Here is an 18,418-nt window from a genome sequence, read left to right as displayed (position 1 = left end):
GCCGCCGAGCGTGAGGGTGTCATGCGCGGGCGTGTCGTACAGCACGGCATCTGCGAGCGTGCCGTTGATGTTGGTGATGTCGCCCGCGATCTGGGTGACGGCCTTGTTCGTGGCGTAAAGCTGCGAGCCGTTGACGGCGTCGGTGCTCGCGCTTTCGAGCGCGCCCTCAGCAACGTTGGTGAGCTTGACCGGCGACGATGCGCCCGGGCCGCCGAGCGTCACCTTGTCGTGCGCCGAGGAGTCGTACAGCACGGCGTCTGCGAGCAGGTTGTTGACCTGTTGCTGGGCTGCATAAAGCTGCGAACCGTTCACGGCCTGCTTGCTGTCCGCCGTCACGTCGCCGTCTGCGAGCCCGGTGATCTTGTGTCCCGTCATCAGGACCTGGCTGTCGAACGCCGTCTTGCCGTAGACCTTCACGGCAGCGTCGTTGCCGGTGGTGGGGCCGGTGCCACGGATCTCGACGGTCTTGCCGTAGTTGACGAGCGTGCCGTCGGCGTAGCCCGAAACGCGTGCGGTCGACGTGGAGAAGCCGTATCCGCCTCTCCCGTCACCAGCGTTGTTCAGCGAGAAGGTGAGGCCGTCGGTCTTGCCTTTTCCGTCGACTGAGCAGTCGATTCTTTCGTATCCACCGGTATTCCCCCACGCATAGCCCGTCGCGCCGGAACAGAGTTCGAGCGAGCCGTTGCCGACGGTGCCCACCGTGGCCGCGCCAGCGGGATTGACCGCGAGACTCGCCGCGATACCCATGGCCCCGGTGGCGATGACCACCATCGTGCGTGACGATTTTCCGCGCGCAGCGGTAGTTTCAGGCGCTGCTACCCAGGTTTGGTCTGTTTCACTCCAGACGGAGCGATATATTTTGTTCATCTAACTACCTATAGGATGAGGTGAAAGGCGAATGCGCGTGACAGGGCGCAGGCAGTTCGGGATGCCCCCCGTATGACGATCACGTGCTCGGCGAAATTTATGTGGGGACCAATCCACCGAACATACGATTTGTCCTAAATGGACCGCGATGCGGCTGTTCGTTGTCTCAGAGCGTGCCTGGCAGGGAAGGTGTCTTCCCTAAACATGCAGAAGGGATTAGGCAGAAAAGTTGACGTAGATCGTTCGCGGCTGTGGGGGAATTCTTCCGCATTGAAGGATCACAATGAGGCGTGAGTCAGGTAGCGCTTAATTGTTGTGAACAGTGATCAAAAAGTGTCAATCGGATTGGACTGCGATTCTGTGTTTGATAGGATCAATCCGCCCCCCAAAACACGGGAGGCATAAACCAACTTAAATGAGGAAACCTAATCATGAAAAAAATCGAACGCGTTCAACTCGCGGAAATCAAGGCTGCCGGCGGTTGCTGTAAGGGCTGCTGCGCACCGCGTCGCGTCGTCTCGACGCCGGTGTCGTCGGGCAGCTCGGGCGGCTCGGGTGGCTCGCCGGTTCCGCGTTAATCGCGTGAGTTGAGCAGGAGGGGCGCAAGCCCCTTCTGCGATTCGACGTGACGATCGCGCATGGACGGCGAATCGCGTCGTCGCTCCATCGCAAGCCGCCAATCACCATGCCAACTCCACTTTCCGTTCTGCTGCGTCTCATACGGCAACTGCGCTACCTGGTCGCCTTTGCGCGTCAGGCCATGCGCCGCGCCGTGTTCGCGAGGTTGTCGTTCGCGGGTGTCGAACGCATCGCGTCACTGCGCTGGCTGATCGGCAGTCTGTTCGACGCACGCTCGCGCGCAAGCGGCATTGCGCGTTACGAAGCGGGGCGCATGGACGTCGGGCTTGCACGCCAACACGCGTTGCGCGCGATGTCGGCGGATCTGCGTCAGCGATTGCTCGATGAGTACCTTTATGCCGGTCGCGCGCTGAATCGCGACAGGTGGCCGGATTTGCGTGCCGCCGGTGCGCGCGTGGCGCAGCGCATCCGCGAAATCAAGGCGCGCGAACCGGGGCGCGCAGTCCTGCTTTCGCCGTTTCACCATGTTTCGCAGTACGCCAACATCTATGTGATCGACGAAGTGCGCAAGGTGCTCGGTTTGACGTCCATTGCCGTGGTGTCGGGCGTGCCACGCGACGTCTACGGCGACGACGCCGCGATGATCCCGTCCGTGCCCGTGCTGTACACCTACGACAGCGACAGCGAGCAGCGCAACAGGCTGGGTTTGCGCGTGGCGCGAGCGCTGCGGCGAGACGGCGTGCTGGCGATCTTCGCCGACGCCGCGCCGTTTTCGCTCGCGAAATATCCGATGGAAACCGTCGGCGTCACGATGTCGGGGCGCGCCGCGCGCGTGCATAACGGCGTCTTTCGGCTCGGGGCGCCGATCGATGCCTGTTTGCTGCCGTTTTACCTGACGCTGTCGAACGGGCGTTTCGACGTTCAGGTGGGCGAGCCGCTCGACCTCGCTGCGTCAGACGCGCCGCAACGGCTCGCCGACGCCATCGACGCCGCGCGTCGCCACAACTATCCGGACTGGCTGTTCGCGGGCCATCCGAGCGGCTATCACTTCGCGCCCACGCGCTGAGCTGCGCATAACACGCTGTCGACGAATCACACGCATTGCCGGCACCGCCGGCAACGGGGACCTGATAACAAGATGGAATCGAAGCCTCTTCCCGAGTTTCGGGATATTCGCTGGCGCTGGATTGCCTATGCGTCGTCGGCGTTTGTCGTCGTGGCCGTGGCGCTGGCGTTCACGCATGAAGTCGAGCTCAAGCAGGACGTGCGCTGCGAGATCGTCTCGCCGGCCGAAATCAAGATTCAGGGCGAGACGGGCCTGGTCTCGGCGATCTACGTCGAGCCGCCCGCGCGTGTCGCCGCTGGTCAGCCGTTGTTTCGTCTCGAACGCGACATGTCGCTCGCCAACGACGGCACGCGCCGCGCGACATTCGACGCACAGGTGCGCGACGAAGAACGTCGCGCCGCGGACGCGCTCTACACGCAACGCCGTATCGATCTGAATACCCAGCTCGCCACCGCGCGCGCCAACGAGGCGAGCCGCCGCGCCGAACTTGCGCAGATCGGCGAACAAGGTGCGCAGAACGCGCAACTGGTTGGCGACGCGCAGAAGAAGCTCGCGCGGCTCGAATCGGTGGCCGACTACGTCGTGGCGGATCGAATCGAGCAGGCCCGCGCGGATGTGCATCAGAGCCGCATCGCGCGCGCGGAATCTGCTTCGCGCAGGCAGCAAACGCTGGCCGCGCTCGCCGATCTCCAGAATTCGCAGACCGCGCTCGCGGCGCAACTAAAGGAACTCGATGCGAGCCACGCGCGCGATCTTCAGGAGGCCGACGCGCGTTTCGAGCAAAACCGCCGCGACGCCACCATTTCCGCGCCGAAATCGGGCGTAGTCACCTTTTCGCGACTGGTTCAGGGCGCGATGCTGCAACCGTCGGACATTGCGCTCGTCATCGTGACCGATACCTCGCAGCCATTGCGCGCCGAGTTGCGCATTCCCTCGCGGCGACGCGGCTTCGTGCGCGAAGGGCAGACCGTGCGCCTCAAATTCGACGCGTTTCCGTACGCGAAATTCGGCTCCTACGAAGCGCGCATCGATTCGATTTCGCGCACGACAGTGGGCGCCGCGCCGACCGCGCCAGCGAGCGCGGGTGCTGACAAAGCGGCCGCCACACCGCCCGGCGACGAATACGTCGCGTGGGTCACCTTGCGCGGGCGCACCTTCGATTACGGCAAGCAGCACTTCGACATCTTGCCCGGCATGCAGGCGAGCGCGAGCGTCGTGGTCGAGCGGCGCACGGTGGCCGAGTGGGTGCTCGAGCCGTTCTTCAAGATCGCGCGAGGTTGAGCATGCACGTCATCTACCAGAATGAAGTCGCGGAATGCGGCTACGCGTGTCTCGCAATGGTGCTCACGCATTGCGGTCGAGCGACGGAAGTGCGCGAGCTGTCGGCACATCGCCCGATTTCGGCGAACGGCCTGACGCTGATGGATCTCTACGACGTCGCGACCGAATTCGGCCTCGACGTACAGGCGTTTCGCTTCGAGCCGCAGAATGTCGCGGAAATCAAGCGCGGCTCGATCGTCCACTTTGGCGGCGCGCATTTCGTCGTCATCGAACGTTGCTCGCGCAACTATGTGAAGCTGATCGATCCGGCGATGGGGCGACGGCGCATCGCCATGGAGACGTTTCTCGCCAACGTGTCGGGTTATCTGATCGAGTGCGCGCCCACGCCCGCGATGCAGCGCATCGCCAGGCGCTGGCGCGTGCCGGGCGCGCTGGCGCAATTGCGCGCGCTCAATCCGCAGATGCGCAGCCAGATGGCGAAGATCCTCTTCGTTGCGCTCGGCGGTCAGTTCGCCGTGCTCGCGCAGCCGTATCTCGGTGCGTTCGTGCTCGATCACGTGGTCGCGGAAGACAACCTCAACCTGCTGAACGTGCTCGCGATCACCTTCGCGGGCATCTTCCTGGTGGGCGCGCTCAGTCAGTACGCGCAGGGCGTGCTCGTCGAATTGCTGCACGCGCTGATGAGCGTGAACGCCACGCAAGGGCTGCTCGGTCATCTGTTGCGTCTGCCGGTTTCGTACTTCGAAAAGCGCAACGTGGGCGATGTCTTCGCGCGCGTGAAAGCGCAGGACGAAGTGACGGGCTTCGCTTCGCGCTCGGTCGTCGCGCTCTATATCGATCTCGCGGTCGGCCTGCTCGCGCTGGCGTTGATGTTCGTCCAGAACCCGGGATTGTCGTTGGTCGTGCTGGCGATCTTCGCGCTCTATATCCTCGTTTCCGGGCTGATGTTCGCGTCGATGTGGGAGACGCACGCGCGCGTGTTCAACGAAGCCGCGCGTTGCGACGACGCGCTGATCGAAACCGTGCGCGCCGCGCCGCTCATCAAGCTCTCGCAGGGCGAAACGCGCCGCGTCGCGCGCTTCATGGAACAGTTTCGCGGCTACGCTTCCGTGCTGTTTCGCAGCACCCGATTGTCCGCGACGCGCGATGCCGTGCTCAAATTGCTCGCCCACGCGGAGACGCTCGCCGTCACGTGGCTCGCGGCGAAGCTCATGCTCGCGGGCACGGTGTCGGTGGGCGCGTTCTATTCGTTCATGATCTACAAGTCGCTGTTCTCAGACCGCGTCGCGCACGCGATCAACACCGGTTTCGCGTACTTCATGCTGAGCGTGCCCGTCGCGCGCGTGGACGACATCACGCAGACCGAAACCGAGCGCTACACGCCGCTCGAAGATGTGCACAAGACCGTCGAGGCGCGGCGCTTCGAACGCATCAGCGTGCGCGACGTGACGTTTGCGTATGGCGTGTCGGATCAGCCGGTGCTGCGCGGCGCGAGCCTCGACATCGCGCGCGGCGACAAGATCGTCATCACCGGTCCATCGGGCACGGGCAAGTCGACGCTCTTCAAGTTGCTCGCGGCGGCCGAGCAGGCGCAGTCGGGCGAGATTCTGCTCAACGGCATCGCGTGGCCGAATCTCGCGGTCGACGAAATCCGCCGACACGCGGTCCACATGCGCCAGGGCGACATCATCCTGCACGGCTCGATTGCCGATAACATTTCGCTGTTCGAAGGCAACGCCGACGAAAAGCGCATTCACGCGCTGCTCGAAGCCGTGGGTCTGCTCGACGACGTGATGCGTCTGCCGATGCGCACGCGCACGGTCATCAGCGATTCGCTGGCGAATATTTCGGCGGGGCAGCGTCAGCGGCTGTTGCTGGCGCGCGCGCTGTATCAGCCACGTGAGTTGTTGCTGCTCGACGAACCTACGTCGAATCTCGATCCGCTTGCCGTGCGGCGGATCGCGTCGCTGCTGCAGCGGATCGAGCGCACCGTCGTGGTGATCACGCACGATGTCGCGATGGCCGAGGGCTTCGATCGCCACTATCACCTGATCGACGGAGCGTTCGTGCCAGTGGATCGCGCGCAGGCGGAAGCCGTGATGGAGTCGGCGTGATGGCGGCCTTCTGCTCAAAACGATTGGCCGGCGTGGCGTGCGCGTTGTCGCTCCTGCTGACAGCGCCGGCCGCGCACGCCGCCGACCTGCTCGACGTGGTGGAAGACACGCTCGATCACGACGCGACGCTGGCCGCTTCGCGCGACGCGTACCGCGCGGCGATGCAGGCGGTCCCGAAGGCGCGCGCGGGCCTGATGCCGCGCGTGCAGGGCGGTTGGGGCCGCGCGTACAACGGCATCGTGATGGAAGACTTTCCCACTCAGCACTACTGGCAGAGCGGCTGGACCGTTTCGCTCGTTCAGCCGATTTTCGACTGGTCGCTCTGGACCGCGTATCGTCAGGCGGATTACGTGGTCGCGCGCGGCAAGCTGGAGACGGCGAGCGCGACGCAGGACGCGATTCTGCGCGCGGCGCAAGCCTATTTCGATGCGCTCGCCGCCGAGGACGAACTCGCGCGCGCCAGCGCCTATCGTGCGGCGCTCGATACGCATTATGCGCAGTTGATGCGCGCGAAGTCGGCGGGCGAGGCGACGCTCGTCGATCTGCGCGAAGCCGAATCGAGCCGCGCGCAGGCGCAAGTGCAATGGCTCGACGCGCAGACTCAGGCGAGACTCACGCGGCTCGCGCTGGAGCGGCTGACCGGCAAACCGGCGGGCGCGCTCGCCGTGTTGCCCGCGCAGGTCGCGCCGCCTGCGCTCGCGCCCGCCGACGTCGAACCGTGGGTCACGCAGGCGCAAACCCGCGCGTACGCGGTGCAGATCGGCGAGATGGCTTTGCAGGTCGCGAAGTTCGATACGCAGAAGGCGCAGGCCGCGCATTATCCGAACGTTTCGCTGCAAGTCACGCATACGCCGGCGGGTGCGGGCGGCGGCTACTCGCGTCCGACCACCACCACGACCGGCATGCTGCAGGTGACGATCCCCGTGTTCTCGGGCGGCGAAACCACGGCGCTCACGCGCGAAGCGCAGGCGCTCGAGGACAAGGCGCGCGACGAACTCGAAGCCGCCGTGCGCGACGCGGCGGCGAACGCGCGCGACGGCTGGCTGCGCGTGAACGCGGGTGTCGAGCGCAGCCAGGCGCTCGCGCAGTCGGCGCGGCGCGCGCAGGACGCGCTGGATGCCACGCGAATCGGTTTTCGCGCGGGCAGCCGAACGAGCGTCGACGTGTTGCGCGCAACCGATGCGCTCTATGCGAGCCAGCGCGATCAGATCCGCGCGCGTTACGACACGGTGCTCGCCTTGCTCAAGCTGCTGGCCGAAGCCGCGATTCTCGATCTCGACGAAGTGGGGCAAATCAACACGCAATTGTTCGGGCGTGAAGGCGAGGGCAAGACGGTTGGTGTGACTGCGGCGGTGAGGGAGACGACACTCGTCGAATCGCAGATGGCGGAGCCCGCACACAAGCCAGAAAAAGCGCCCGCAACACGACGCCCGATGAGCGCCGCCGAGATGGCTCCGGCTGCATCGGTTTCCGGCGCGGTCTGGTAACCATTTTTACCGGCGCAACAAGCCAGACAGCAACAAAGCAAAAGGCCCGAAGCATCGTCTGCTTCGGGCCTTTGCGTTTAACTTGCGACGCTCGCAAGCGTCACGCGATTACGGCTTTGCGCCGCCCTGGAACCACATCGCGATCTTCTGGCGCTCGTCGTCCGTCATGTGCGTGACGTTGCCGAGCGGCATCGCCTTGAGCGTCACCGCCTGCTGATACAGACGCTGCGCGTTCTGCGTGATTTCATCGGGCGTGTCGAACATCACGCCGGCGGGCGCGGCGCCCATCATCGTCGGGTGCGCCGAATGGCAGCCCGCGCAACGCTGCTGAAGAATCGGCTGGATGTCGCCGACCTTGAGCGTCGGGGCGTTCGCCGCTTCGGCTTGCGGCACGACCGGGCGCGGCAGCGTCCACACCAGCGCGACGAACATCAGCGCCACGCCGCCGATCGGCAGATACCAGAGCTGCTGGCCACGATGACGCATCACGAAGAACTGGCGAATCAGCGCGCCGGCCAGCATGATCACCACGAGCACGGCCCAGTTGTAGGCGTGTGCGTAGGTCATCGCGTAGTGGTTCGACAGCATCGCGAACACCACCGGCAGCGTGAAATAGGTGTTGTGCACCGAACGCTGCTTGCCGCGCTTGCCGTAAATCGGGTTCGGCACTTCGCCCTTGAGCATCGCGGCGACCATCTTGCGCTGGCCCGGGATGATGACGAAGAACACGTTCGCCGACATGATCGTCGCCAGCATCGCGCCCATGATCAGATACGCGGCGCGGCCCGAGAAGATGTGGCAGGCGAGGTACGCGGCGATCACCACGTAGATGCCCACGCATACGCCCAGCAGACGGTCTTTCGTGCCGAGCAGACGGCACAGCGAGTCATAGACGATCCAGCCCGCGGCGAGGAAGCCGAGCGCCGAGAAGATCGCCACGACCGGGCCCATGTCGAGCACGTTCTTGTCGATCAGATACGTATTCGGCGCCATCAGATAGAGCACCGTAAACAGCGACGCGCCCGAGAGCCACGTCGTGTACGAAGGCCACTTCGACCAGTGCAGGTCGTCGGGCATTTCGGGCGGCGCGACCGTGTACTTCTGCATGTTGTAGAAGCCGCCGCCATGCACGTGCCACAGTTCGCCGAAGACGCCGCGACGACGCTGGTTCGGGTCCGTCGGCGGTTTCAGGCTGTTGTCGAGCGCGACGAAATAGAACGATTCGCCGATCCACGCGATCGCCGCGATGACGTGGAACCAGCGCAACGCGAGGTTCAGCCAGTCAGTGATAAAGCCTTCCATGAAACTCCTCCACTCCTGATTCGTGACGCGCGCTGGGCATCGTCCTGGGATCGATGCGCCGTCGCGCGCGGACTGCGGGGCTGGACGCCATGCAAAGAGGCGGCGTCGTGCGAGCAGGGCGCGCCAGTGCGCTCCATGCGCGATATCGCGCCGCTGCGTCGACGTTGAATCTGTCTAGCCGCTGTCTTTGCGGTCCGTCTGTTGTTGTGTCTGTGTTGTGGGTGCGATGTCGAAACGCGGCGCGCCTAGCTGCCGCGATACGTGCTGTACGCCCACGGCGAGACGAGCAGTGGCACGTGGTAGTGCGCGTTGACGTCGGCGATGCCGAAACGCAGCACCACGCGATCGACGAAACGCGGCTCCGGAACCTTCACGCCGAGCGCCGCGAAGTAATCGCCCGCATGGAACACGAGTTCGTATTCGCCCGCCGCGAGCGCGACGCCTTCGAGCAGCGGTTCGTCGCAGCGGCCGTCGTGGTTGGTGGTCACGGTCTTCAGCGCCCGGCGTGCCTCGCCGTCGAGCGCATGAAGTTCGACCTTGATGCCCGCGCCGGGACGGCCGTTCGCGGTGTCGAGCACGTGGGTAGTCAGCTTGCCCATTCGCAGTTTTCCTTGTGTTTTGCTGGTGTCATTGCGAGCTTGCGGCGACAGCCCGATCCCGGAATTCGGTGCGGCGGATCGAGGCTCCACGTCGCTGGCGAGACAGTGGCTACATACCCGTCGGCGGATCGATGCGAGCGCCGTGAACGCATTTTAAGAACGATCGAGCCTCCAGCGCGCGAGCGATAGGAAAGATAATGCCGGCAGCATGAGCCTCGCGCGCCGCGCCAGTCCTGGCGGCCTTCCGGCGCGATCCAACCCGCATTTTTCATGCGGGTTTTCACCCATGAATACATCCTCGCACAGCCAAAAATCGACCTTTATATGCTGGGCGTGAATTCGGGTATCTCATTGGCGCGAATTGTCAGCATGTTTTTGACCGCCGAAGGTAGAGGTCATGCACTGCCTCGCCGGCTGAACGGCGGACGGCGCATCCCGAAGACGGCGCTGCGCGCCGGGTAACCGGGCCAGCGGCGTCCTCGCGGGGATGCGTCGGCACCGGTTTCCGGCTGAGCGGCGCGTGCGGCAGGGACGTCTGTCAACACTCAGGGCCAGGGCCCGAACGCCGCGGCACAGCAAAACGCCGCGGCACGACAACGGAGCGAACAGACACGATGGAACCCACGAACCGCACGACGAACGGCATGGCGCGTGAACCCGGCAAGGGCAGGACGCTGCTGGTGAAGAACGCCGACATGCTGGTGACGATGGACGGCGCGCGCCGCGAGATTCGCGGCGGCGGCCTCTATGTCGAGGACAACCGCATCGTCGCGGTCGGCCCGACGGCGGAATTGCCGCCCGACGCCGACGAAGTGATCGACGCGACCGGCCATCTCGTCACGCCGGGCCTCGTCAATACGCATCACCACATGTACCAGAGCCTCACGCGCGCGCTGCCCGCCGCGCAGGACGCCGAGCTGTTCGGCTGGCTCACGAACCTCTACAAGGTGTGGGCGAATCTCACGCCCGAGATGATCGAGGTGTCGACGCTCACGGCGATGGCCGAGCTGCTGCTGTCCGGCTGCACGACGTCGAGCGACCATCTGTACATTTATCCGAACGGCAGCCGTCTCGACGACAGCATCCGCGCGGCGCAGCAGATCGGCATGCGCTTTCATGCGAGCCGCGGCAGCATGAGCGTGGGACAGAAAGACGGCGGTCTGCCGCCCGATTCGGTGGTCGAGCGCGAGGACGCGATTCTCGTCGACACGCAGCGTCTCATCGAGACGTATCACGACGACGGTCGTTACGCGATGCTGCGCGTGGTGGTCGCGCCGTGCTCGCCGTTCTCGGTGAGCCGCGATCTGATGCGCGAGTCGGCGACGCTGGCGCGGCACTACGGCGTCTCGATGCACACGCACCTCGCGGAGAACGTCAGCGACATCGCGTATAGCCGCGAAAAATTCGGCATGACGCCGGCGCAATACGCGGAGGATCTGGGCTGGATCGGTACGGACGTCTGGCATGCGCACTGCGTCCAGCTCGACGATCACGGCATCGGCCTGTTCGGGCGCACGGGCACCGGCGTCGCGCATTGTCCGTGCTCGAACATGCGGCTCGCATCGGGCATCGCGCCGGTCAAGAAGATGCGGCTTGCGGGCGTGCCGGTCGGGCTCGGCGTCGATGGTTCCGCGTCGAACGACGGCGCGCAGATGGTGGCCGAAGCGCGTCAGGCGATGCTGCTCGCGCGCGTCGGTTTTGGACCCGATGCGATGACCGCGCGCGAGGCGCTCGAAATCGCCACGCTGGGCGGCGCGAAAGTGCTCGGGCGAGACGACATCGGCGCGCTGGCTCCCGGCATGGCGGCGGATTTCGTCGCGTTCGATCTGCGTCAGCCGCTATTTGCGGGCGCGTTGCACGATCCGGTCGCGGCGCTGGTGTTCTGCGCGCCGTCGCAGGTCGCGTTGAGCGTGATCGGCGGACGCGTGGTGGTGAAGGAAGGGGTGTTGCAGACCGTCGAACTGGGTCCGGTGATCGAGCGGCATAACGCGCTCGCGGCGCGGCTCGTGCAGGCGGCGCGTTAATGCTTCGGTGATGAGTTGAGGAAGCGCGAAGCGGCGCCGAACGCCGCTTCGCCTGGACATCGTTTAAGGCTTGTCGATCAGCGTCTTCGTCGCTTCGGCGACGAGGCCGCGCAACCAGCGCACTTCGTCCGAATAATGACAACGCTCGTGCCACAACTGGTAGTACTGCATCGGCGGGAAATCGAGCGGCGCGGGCACGACCGTGAGCGGCAGGAAGCGCGCGTAATGATCGGCGAACAGACGCGTGGTCGTGAACACGAGATCCGACTTGATCAGCACGTAAGGCGCGAGATTGAAGTACGGCAGCGTGACGACGACATGACGTTTGAGACGTTCGCGTGCGAGATGCACGTCGATGGCGCCGCGTTGACCCACGGAATAGGGCGTGGGCGCGAGATGCGGCGCGTTCAGGTACTGATCGAGCGTGAGCCCGCCGCGCTTGGCGAACGGATGCGTGTTGCTCATCAGGCAGACGATCTGGTCGACGAACAGATTCGAGAGGTGCAACTGCTCGGGCGGTTCGGGCCAGTTGCCGATGACGATGTCGAGCTTGCCTTCTTCGAGCGCGAGTTCGTAGTCGAACGCGGGACCGAGCGAATGGAATTCGAGCGTGGCGTTGGGCGCGGCCTGACGGAAGCGCTCGACGACGGTCGGCACGAACAGCACGTTCAGATAGTCGGGACAACCGATGCGATAGCAGCGAATGGACGTGGCCGGATCGAAATTGTGCTGCTGGAAACGAATGCGCTCGATTTCACGCAGCGCGTTCTGCACCGGTTCGAGCAGGCGCAGACCGTATTCGGTGGGCACCATGCCCGACTTGCCACGCACCAGCAGCGGGTCGCCGGTGATGTCGCGCAGACGGCGCAGCGCGGCGCTGATTGCGGGTTGCGATTGATTGAGCTTGACGGCCGCGCGCGTGACGCTGCGTTCCATCAAGAGGGTGTGCAAGACGCGCAAGAGGTACGTGTCGATCGCCTCGCGTTGCTGACTCATGAACTACTCTCCGAATTATATGTTTTGGCTGATCGAAAGGCTTCGTGGGTATATGTTTTTTAATATGGACAAAAAGGGCCGTCAAGGGCGGCTTATACCGACGTCGTGTGAAAGCCCGGCCCACGCTGGCGCGCGTCTGCCAAATAACCGGTATACGCCTGTGAGGTCTGGACGACGAACATTTTTGATGTCTCGACGTTGGCAGGGCTAACGGGTATCGTCACCCGCGCAGCGGCGCTTCGCGGGCATGGCGCGAACCGGCTTCCGCGCGCGATCAGGCAACCGGTTTCCGCACTTCGGCGACATTCCAGCCGCAACGCAGGCGCAACACAACGAACTACGGCACAACCTCCATGGGCGACTCTTCTTCCCGTCAAGCCAGCACGCCGCGACTCGCGCTTTTTGGCATCACGAAGCAATATCCGGCGGTGCGCGCCAACGACGATGTCACGCTGACCGTCGCGCCCGGCGAAATCCACGCGCTGCTCGGCGAAAACGGCGCGGGCAAGAGCACGCTGATGAAAATCGTCTATGGCGCGGTGCGCCCGGACGCAGGCGAGATTCGCTGGGAAGGCGAGCGCGTCGAGATCGCGAGTCCGGCGGCGGCGCGCAAGCTCGGCATCGGCATGGTGTTCCAGCATTTTTCGCTGTTCGAAACGTTGACGGTGGGCGAGAACATCGCGCTCTCGCTCGACGAGACGTTCGATCTGAAGGCGCTCGCAAAACGCATCCGGGAAGTGTCGGCGCAATACGGTCTCGACGTCGATCCGCAGCGCCACGTGCACAGCCTCACGGTGGGCGAGCGCCAGCGCGTGGAAATCGTGCGCTGCCTGTTGCAGAACCCGCGTCTGCTGATCATGGACGAACCCACTTCGGTGCTCACGCCGCAAGCGGTGCGCAAGCTGTTCGGCACGCTGCGCCGGCTGGCGTCGGAAGGCTGCAGCATTCTCTACATCAGCCACAAGCTCGACGAAATTCAGGAACTCTGCGATACGGCCACCGTGCTGCGCGGCGGCAAGGTCACGGGTAATGTGAATCCGCGTGAGGAAACGCATGCGTCGCTCGCGCGCCTGATGGTGGGGCGCGAATTGCCCGATTACACGCGTCGTGCGCACACGCCCGGCGACGTGCTGCTCGACGTGAAGCAACTGTCGATGCCGAGCGACGATCCGTTCGGCACCTCGCTCAAGGACGTGTCGTTCGGCGTGCACGCGGGCGAGATTCTGGGGATCGCGGGCGTGTCCGGCAACGGTCAGGCCGAGTTGCTCGCCGCGCTCTCGGGCGAAGCGCAGATCACGCGTCACGGCATGCGCGCCGACGCGGTGACGATCTGCGGCAAGCCGGCCGCACGCATGTCCGCGGGTGCGCGCCGCAAGCTCGGCTTCGCCTTCGTGCCAGAAGAGCGGCTCGGACGCGGCGCGGTGCCGGCGATGTCGCTCGCGGAGAACGCGCTGCTCACGGCGCATCGCGAAGGCATGGTGCGCTCGGGCTGGCTCAAGACCGGCGCGATGCGTGCGTTCGCCGAACGCTGCATCGGCGCATTCGACGTGCGTTGCGGCGGTCCCGACGCACTCGCGCAAAGCCTCTCGGGCGGCAATCTGCAGAAGTTCATCGTCGGGCGCGAGATTCTGCAGGCGCCGAAGGTGCTGGTGGTCGCGCAGCCCACGTGGGGCGTCGACGTCGGCGCGGCGGCGTTCATCCGGCAGCAGTTGCTCGATCTCTCGGCGCGCGGCGTGGCGATTCTCGTGATCTCCGAAGAACTCGAGGAGCTGTTCGATATCTGCGATCGCATCGCCGTGCTTGCAGGCGGACGTTTGTCGCCTGCGCGCCTCACCGGTGAAACGAACGCCGAGGAAATCGGCCGCTGGATGGCGGGGCTGTTCGGCGAACGCGCGGAACAGAACGGTTCGCAGACCGGCCCGCAGAACGGCGGTGAGCCGCCCGCCGAACCGGCCGCGCCGACGGCGCACGCGTGAGCGGCGCGGCACGACATAACACGCCGCGCATAACGACAACGACGCAACGTTTCCGATTCCACCGCCATGATTTTTCCTTACCGACTCGAAGCCCGCACGACGCCGTCCCGCACGGTGCGCATCGCCGTGCCGCTGATCGCCGCGCTTCTCACGCTCGCGATCGGCTTTCTGATTTTCGGCCTCGTCGGGCGCGATCCCTTGCAGGCGATGCACGCGTTCTTCATCGAGCCGCTTTCCAGCGTCAACGGCTGGAGCGAACTGCTGCTCAAGGCGTCGCCGCTGTGCCTGATCGCGCTGGGTCTCGCGGCGGGCTATCGCGCCAACGTCTGGAACATCGGCGCCGAAGGGCAGATGGTGCTCGGCGGCATCGCGGCCAGCGGCGTGGCGATCTATTTCGATCAGTCGACGGGCTGGTGGATCCTGTTCCTGATGATGCTCGCGGGCGTGCTCGGCGGCATGGCGTGGGCGGCGATTCCCGCGTGGCTCAAGAGCCGCTTCAACACCAACGAAATCCTCACGAGCCTGATGCTCACCTACGTCGCCACGCAATTGCTGATCTGGCTCGTCAGCGGTCCGTGGCGCGATCCGAACGGCATGAATTTTCCGCTCTCCGAAATGTTCAGCGGCGACGCGCTCTATCCGACCTTCGGCGGCGACTGGCGCATTCACTGGCTGCGCGGCACGCGTCTGAACGCGTCGATTTTCCTGACGCTCGCGGCCATTCCGCTCGTCTGGCTGTTCATGCGCCGCAGCTTCGCGGGCTATCGCATGAGCGTGGGCGGACTCGCGCCGCTCGCCGCGCGCTACGCCGGTTTCTCCGAGAAAAAGACCATCTGGACTTCGCTGCTGCTGTCGGGCGGCCTGGCCGGGCTCGCGGGCATGGGCGAGATCGCCGGTCCGATCGGCCAGTTGCAGGCGACGTGGTCGCCGGGCTACGGCTTCACGGCGATCATCGTCGTGTTCGTGGGGCGGCTGCATCCGGTCGGCATCGTGCTCGCCAGTCTGCTGATGGCGCTGCTGTATCTCGGCGGCGAAGCGGTGCAGACCTCGCTGCAACTGCCGCAAGCGCTCTCGGGCGTGTTCCAGGGCTTGCTGCTGTTCTGTCTGCTCGGCGCAGATCTCTTCGTGAACTACCGCATCCGTCGCCGCCATACCGTGGCGACGGCGGGCTGACACCTGCATCTGCGTCGCCTTTCGTCGCAGCTCGTAACTCGCGCACTCGCCACACAACGCATCCGAAACAGGTCACACGACATGGATATCCAGCAAGCCAGCTCGCTCGCGTCGAGCGCCGTCACCGCCGCCATTCCGCTGATGTTCGCGGGCGTGGGCGAACTCGTCACGGAGAAGTCGGGCGTGCTCAACCTCGGCGTCGAAGGCATGATGCTGATGGGCGCCGTCACCGGTTACGCGGTCACGACGATCAGCGGCAACCCGTGGCTCGGACTCGTGGCGGGCATGGCGGCCGGTGTGGCGATGTCGCTGCTGTTCGGCTTCCTCGTCCTCACGATGCAGGCCAACCAGGTCGCCACGGGACTGTCGCTGACGATCTTCGGCGTCGGGCTTTCGGCCTACGTCGGCAAGCCGTACACCTCGGCCGCCACCTCGGCGACGATATCCGCATGGCCGATTCCGGGCCTGTCGCATCTGCCGGTGGTCGGCCCGGCGTTCTTCAATCTCACGCCCGTCGATTACCTCGCGTTCGTCATGTTCGCGGTGGTCGGCTGGTTCCTCTACCGCACGCGTGCGGGACTCGTGCTGCGCTCGGTCGGCGAGTCGCCGCAGGTCGCGCATTCGGTGGGCTTTCCGGTGATCGGCGTGCGTTACGGCGCGACCGCGTTCGGCGGCGCGATGGCGGGACTCGCGGGCGCGTATTACTCGGTCGTGCAACTGCATCTGTGGCAGGAGCAGATCACGGCGGGGCGCGGCTGGATCGCGCTCGCGCTGGTGGTGTTCGCGACGTGGCGGCCGGGACGTCTGCTGATCGGCGCGCTGCTGTTCGGCGCGGTCACGGGCGCGCAGTTCTACGCGCAAGCGGTGGGCGTGCCGGTGCCGACGCAGTTCCTCGCCATGCTGCCGTATGTGGCGACCATCGTCGTGCTGGTGCTCATCTCGCGCAACCCGAACACCATTCGCCTCAACGCGCCGGCCTCGCTCGGCAAGTCCTTCTTTGGCGCGGCTTGAAGCATTCCACAACGACACAACGACTCGATAACGACACGACAACAGAAGCGCTCGCAGTTTCTCAATTCACGACCGGAGATCCACACAATGAAAAAAACCCTCCTGACCGCTTTCGCCGTCGCCGCCACGTGCAGCACGGCGGCGCTCGTCCCGGCCGCGCAGGCCGCCGATGCGCCGGGCGTCGCGTTCGTCTACCTCGGCAATCCCGGCGACGCGGGCTGGACCTACGCGCACGATCAGGGCTCGAAGGCCGCCGAACAGAAGTTCGGCAACAAGATCAAGATCACGCGCGTGGAGAACGTGCCGGAATCGGCGGACTCGGAGCGCGTGTTCCGCGATCTCGCGAGCAAGGGCAACAAGATCATCTTCGGTTCGAGCTTCGGTTATCAGGACTTCGAACTGAAAGTGGCGAAGGACTTCCCGGACACCGTGTTCCTGCACGCGACCGGCTACAAGAAGGCGCCGAATTTCGGCACCTATGACGTGCGCATGTATCAGGGCGCGTATCTCGCGGGCGTGGCCGCCGGTTATGCGACGAAGACCAACACGCTCGGCTTCGTGGCCTCGGTGCCGATTCCCGAAGTGGTCCGCAACATCAACGCGTACACGCTGGGCGCGCGTTCGGTGAATCCGAAGGTCCACACCAAGGTTATCTGGATCAATAGCTGGTTCGATCCGGGCAAGGAAAAGCAGGCGGCCGAAACGCTGATCGGGCAGGGCGCCGACGTGCTGCTGCAAAACACCGATTCGAGCGCGACGCTCGCGACCGCCGAGGAAAAGCACGTGCACGCGTTCGGCTGGGATTCGAACATGAAGAAGTTCGGCCCGCACGCGCATCTCGGCTCGGTCGAGGCGAACTGGGGCGTGTACTACGTCGCCGCGATCCAGCAGGTGCTCGACGGCAAGTGGAAGAACGATCCGGTCTGGTGGGGCATTCCGCAAAAGGCTGTCGATCTCGGCGACGTGAATACGGCCGATCTGTCCGCCGATGCGCAGAAGGCCGTCGCCGCGAAGCGCGAAGCGATTGCCAGCGGAAAGTGGGACGTGTTCACGGGCCCGATCAAGGATCAGACGGGTGCGGTCAAGGTCGCGGCGGGCAAGACGCTCACGGACCCGGAACTGCAACGCCTGAACTGGTACGTCGAAGGCGTGGACGGCTCGCTGCCGAAGTAATGAGGCAATCGGCGGCGAAAAAAGCGCGGCGCGTTTCCTCAGATTATTTCGGGCGCTGGACGTGAAACGGCAGCGCGAGGCCCGATCGGCTTCGCGCTGCCGTTTTGTCTTCTGCCGACGCGAACGCGCGGCTAGTCGTCGATGCGCATGCCCACCTTGATCGTCACCTGCCAGTGCGAAATCTGGTCGTTTTCGATCAGGCCGCGCGTCTCCACGACCTCGAACCAGTGCAGATGGCGCAGCGTTTTCGACGCGCGCGTGATGGCGCAGCGGATGGCTTCGTCGCTGGAAACCTTGGACGATCCGGTGAGTTCGATCTGCTTGTAGACATGGTCGCTCATGACAGTGTCTCCGTTGGGCACGGTTGTTCGGGGGATGCGCCAATCGAGTATAGATACGGATGCGAGCTGATGCCCTCAGGCCGCCGGTTATGATGGCGCCTCGCGGAATCCGCGTGCATTGCGCGTGCCCGGAACCGAAGCCGGAGCGACGTCAAGCAACGCAGTACCGCACATCGAGACGAGCAACGCCATGCAGGAGACGAAGCACATGCAGGAGCAGGACAAAACCGAACTGGGATTTTGCGGCCCGGGATTAATGGGCGCGCCGATGATCCGCCATCTGCTGCGCGCGGGGCACGCGGTGAGCGTGTGGAACCGTACCGTAGCGAAGGCCGAGGCGCTCGTCGCCGACGGCGCGCGCGTGGTCGTCACGCCGCGCGAACTCGCGCGCCGGGCCGAGGTGGTGCTGCTCTGCGTCGCGGACGGCGC

Annotated in this window: 17 protein-coding genes; 12 read left to right on the top strand and 5 right to left on the bottom strand. The window is 64.9% G+C overall.

All coding sequences use genetic code 11. The features are described from left to right. The coding region (locus G3N97_RS25710) for an ESPR-type extended signal peptide-containing protein (RefSeq protein WP_277397770.1) at positions 1 to 867 on the bottom strand (867 nt) is incomplete at its 3' end. Positions 868 to 1,298: 431 nt separating this feature from the next. On the opposite strand from G3N97_RS25710, the gene G3N97_RS25705 reads away from it, so the two are divergent. The 5 genes from G3N97_RS25705 (at position 1,299) to G3N97_RS25685 (ending at position 7,394) form a co-directional block, all read left to right on the top strand. Then, the gene (locus G3N97_RS25705; RefSeq protein WP_205995885.1) at positions 1,299 to 1,445 is read left to right on the top strand and encodes a hypothetical protein; all 147 of its coding nucleotides are present in this window, start codon (positions 1,299 to 1,301) and stop codon (positions 1,443 to 1,445) included. 107 nt (positions 1,446 to 1,552) lie between these two features. After that, positions 1,553 to 2,512, top strand: a complete 960-nt coding sequence (locus G3N97_RS25700; protein WP_205995884.1) for a hypothetical protein — start codon at positions 1,553 to 1,555, stop codon at positions 2,510 to 2,512. 72 nt (positions 2,513 to 2,584) lie between these two features. Beyond that, a complete protein-coding gene (locus G3N97_RS25695; protein WP_205995883.1) occupies positions 2,585 to 3,793 on the top strand; it encodes an HlyD family efflux transporter periplasmic adaptor subunit in 1,209 nt (402 codons plus the stop codon). A 2-nt stretch (positions 3,794 to 3,795) separates the two neighbouring features. After that, entirely contained in the window at positions 3,796 to 5,907 is a 2,112-nt protein-coding gene (locus G3N97_RS25690) for a peptidase domain-containing ABC transporter (RefSeq protein WP_205995882.1), read from the top strand. Positions 5,908 to 5,951: 44 nt separating this feature from the next. After that, positions 5,952 to 7,394 (top strand): TolC family outer membrane protein, encoded by a 1,443-nt coding sequence (locus tag G3N97_RS25685; protein ID WP_241030828.1) that lies wholly within the window; start codon positions 5,952 to 5,954, stop codon positions 7,392 to 7,394. A 108-nt stretch (positions 7,395 to 7,502) separates the two neighbouring features. Here the strand turns inward: G3N97_RS25685 and G3N97_RS25680 are convergent, their stop codons facing one another. Both G3N97_RS25680 and uraH read right to left on the bottom strand, forming a co-directional pair. Continuing rightward, positions 7,503 to 8,696: a urate hydroxylase PuuD gene (locus tag G3N97_RS25680; RefSeq protein ID WP_205995880.1), complete on the bottom strand. Its 1,194-nt coding sequence runs from the start codon at positions 8,694 to 8,696 to the stop codon at positions 7,503 to 7,505. Between the two features lie 245 nt (positions 8,697 to 8,941). Next, a complete protein-coding gene (uraH, locus tag G3N97_RS25675) occupies positions 8,942 to 9,295 on the bottom strand; it encodes a hydroxyisourate hydrolase (protein WP_065060131.1) in 354 nt (117 codons plus the stop codon). A gap of 270 nt (positions 9,296 to 9,565) precedes the next feature. Between uraH and G3N97_RS25670 the strand changes: the two genes are divergently transcribed. Beyond that, positions 9,566 to 9,757, top strand: a complete 192-nt coding sequence (locus G3N97_RS25670) for a hypothetical protein (RefSeq protein ID WP_205995879.1) — start codon at positions 9,566 to 9,568, stop codon at positions 9,755 to 9,757. Positions 9,758 to 9,909: 152 nt separating this feature from the next. Beyond that, the gene (locus G3N97_RS25665) at positions 9,910 to 11,319 is read left to right on the top strand and encodes an 8-oxoguanine deaminase (protein WP_241030827.1); all 1,410 of its coding nucleotides are present in this window, start codon (positions 9,910 to 9,912) and stop codon (positions 11,317 to 11,319) included. 63 nt (positions 11,320 to 11,382) lie between these two features. Here G3N97_RS25665 and G3N97_RS25660 read toward each other — a convergent pair whose 3' ends face one another. Then, complete coding sequence (locus G3N97_RS25660) at positions 11,383 to 12,315, bottom strand: LysR substrate-binding domain-containing protein (RefSeq protein ID WP_065060128.1); 933 nt, start codon at positions 12,313 to 12,315, stop codon at positions 11,383 to 11,385. A gap of 353 nt (positions 12,316 to 12,668) precedes the next feature. Here G3N97_RS25660 and G3N97_RS25655 point away from each other — a divergent pair, with 353 nt between their 5' ends. The 4 genes from G3N97_RS25655 (at position 12,669) to G3N97_RS25640 (ending at position 17,648) form a co-directional block, all read left to right on the top strand. Then, the gene (locus tag G3N97_RS25655; RefSeq protein WP_205995878.1) at positions 12,669 to 14,291 is read left to right on the top strand and encodes an ABC transporter ATP-binding protein; all 1,623 of its coding nucleotides are present in this window, start codon (positions 12,669 to 12,671) and stop codon (positions 14,289 to 14,291) included. A gap of 66 nt (positions 14,292 to 14,357) precedes the next feature. Next, positions 14,358 to 15,464 carry an ABC transporter permease gene (locus tag G3N97_RS25650; RefSeq protein ID WP_065060127.1) on the top strand — a complete coding sequence of 369 codons (1,107 nt, stop codon included), beginning with the start codon at positions 14,358 to 14,360 and terminating at the stop codon, positions 15,462 to 15,464. 81 nt (positions 15,465 to 15,545) lie between these two features. Then, positions 15,546 to 16,475: an ABC transporter permease gene (locus G3N97_RS25645; RefSeq protein ID WP_205995877.1), complete on the top strand. Its 930-nt coding sequence runs from the start codon at positions 15,546 to 15,548 to the stop codon at positions 16,473 to 16,475. Between the two features lie 87 nt (positions 16,476 to 16,562). Beyond that, on the top strand, positions 16,563 to 17,648 hold the full coding sequence (locus G3N97_RS25640; protein ID WP_205995876.1) for a BMP family ABC transporter substrate-binding protein: 1,086 nt from the start codon (positions 16,563 to 16,565) through the stop codon (positions 17,646 to 17,648). A gap of 131 nt (positions 17,649 to 17,779) precedes the next feature. On the opposite strand, the gene G3N97_RS25635 is transcribed toward G3N97_RS25640, so the two are convergent. Then, positions 17,780 to 17,989 carry a dodecin gene (locus tag G3N97_RS25635; RefSeq protein WP_205995875.1) on the bottom strand — a complete coding sequence of 70 codons (210 nt, stop codon included), beginning with the start codon at positions 17,987 to 17,989 and terminating at the stop codon, positions 17,780 to 17,782. 190 nt (positions 17,990 to 18,179) lie between these two features. Between G3N97_RS25635 and G3N97_RS25630 the strand changes: the two genes are divergently transcribed. Beyond that, a partial coding sequence (locus tag G3N97_RS25630; RefSeq protein ID WP_241030826.1) for an NAD(P)-binding domain-containing protein occupies positions 18,180 to 18,418 on the top strand: 239 nt, incomplete at its 3' end.

It is taken from the genome of Paraburkholderia sp. Ac-20347 (assembly GCF_017104805.1).
GTDB classification, from domain to species: Bacteria; Pseudomonadota; Gammaproteobacteria; order Burkholderiales; family Burkholderiaceae; genus Paraburkholderia; species Paraburkholderia tropica.
The sequence above is the reverse complement of the archived record's forward strand: the minus strand, read 5'-3'. Positions and strand labels throughout refer to the sequence as shown.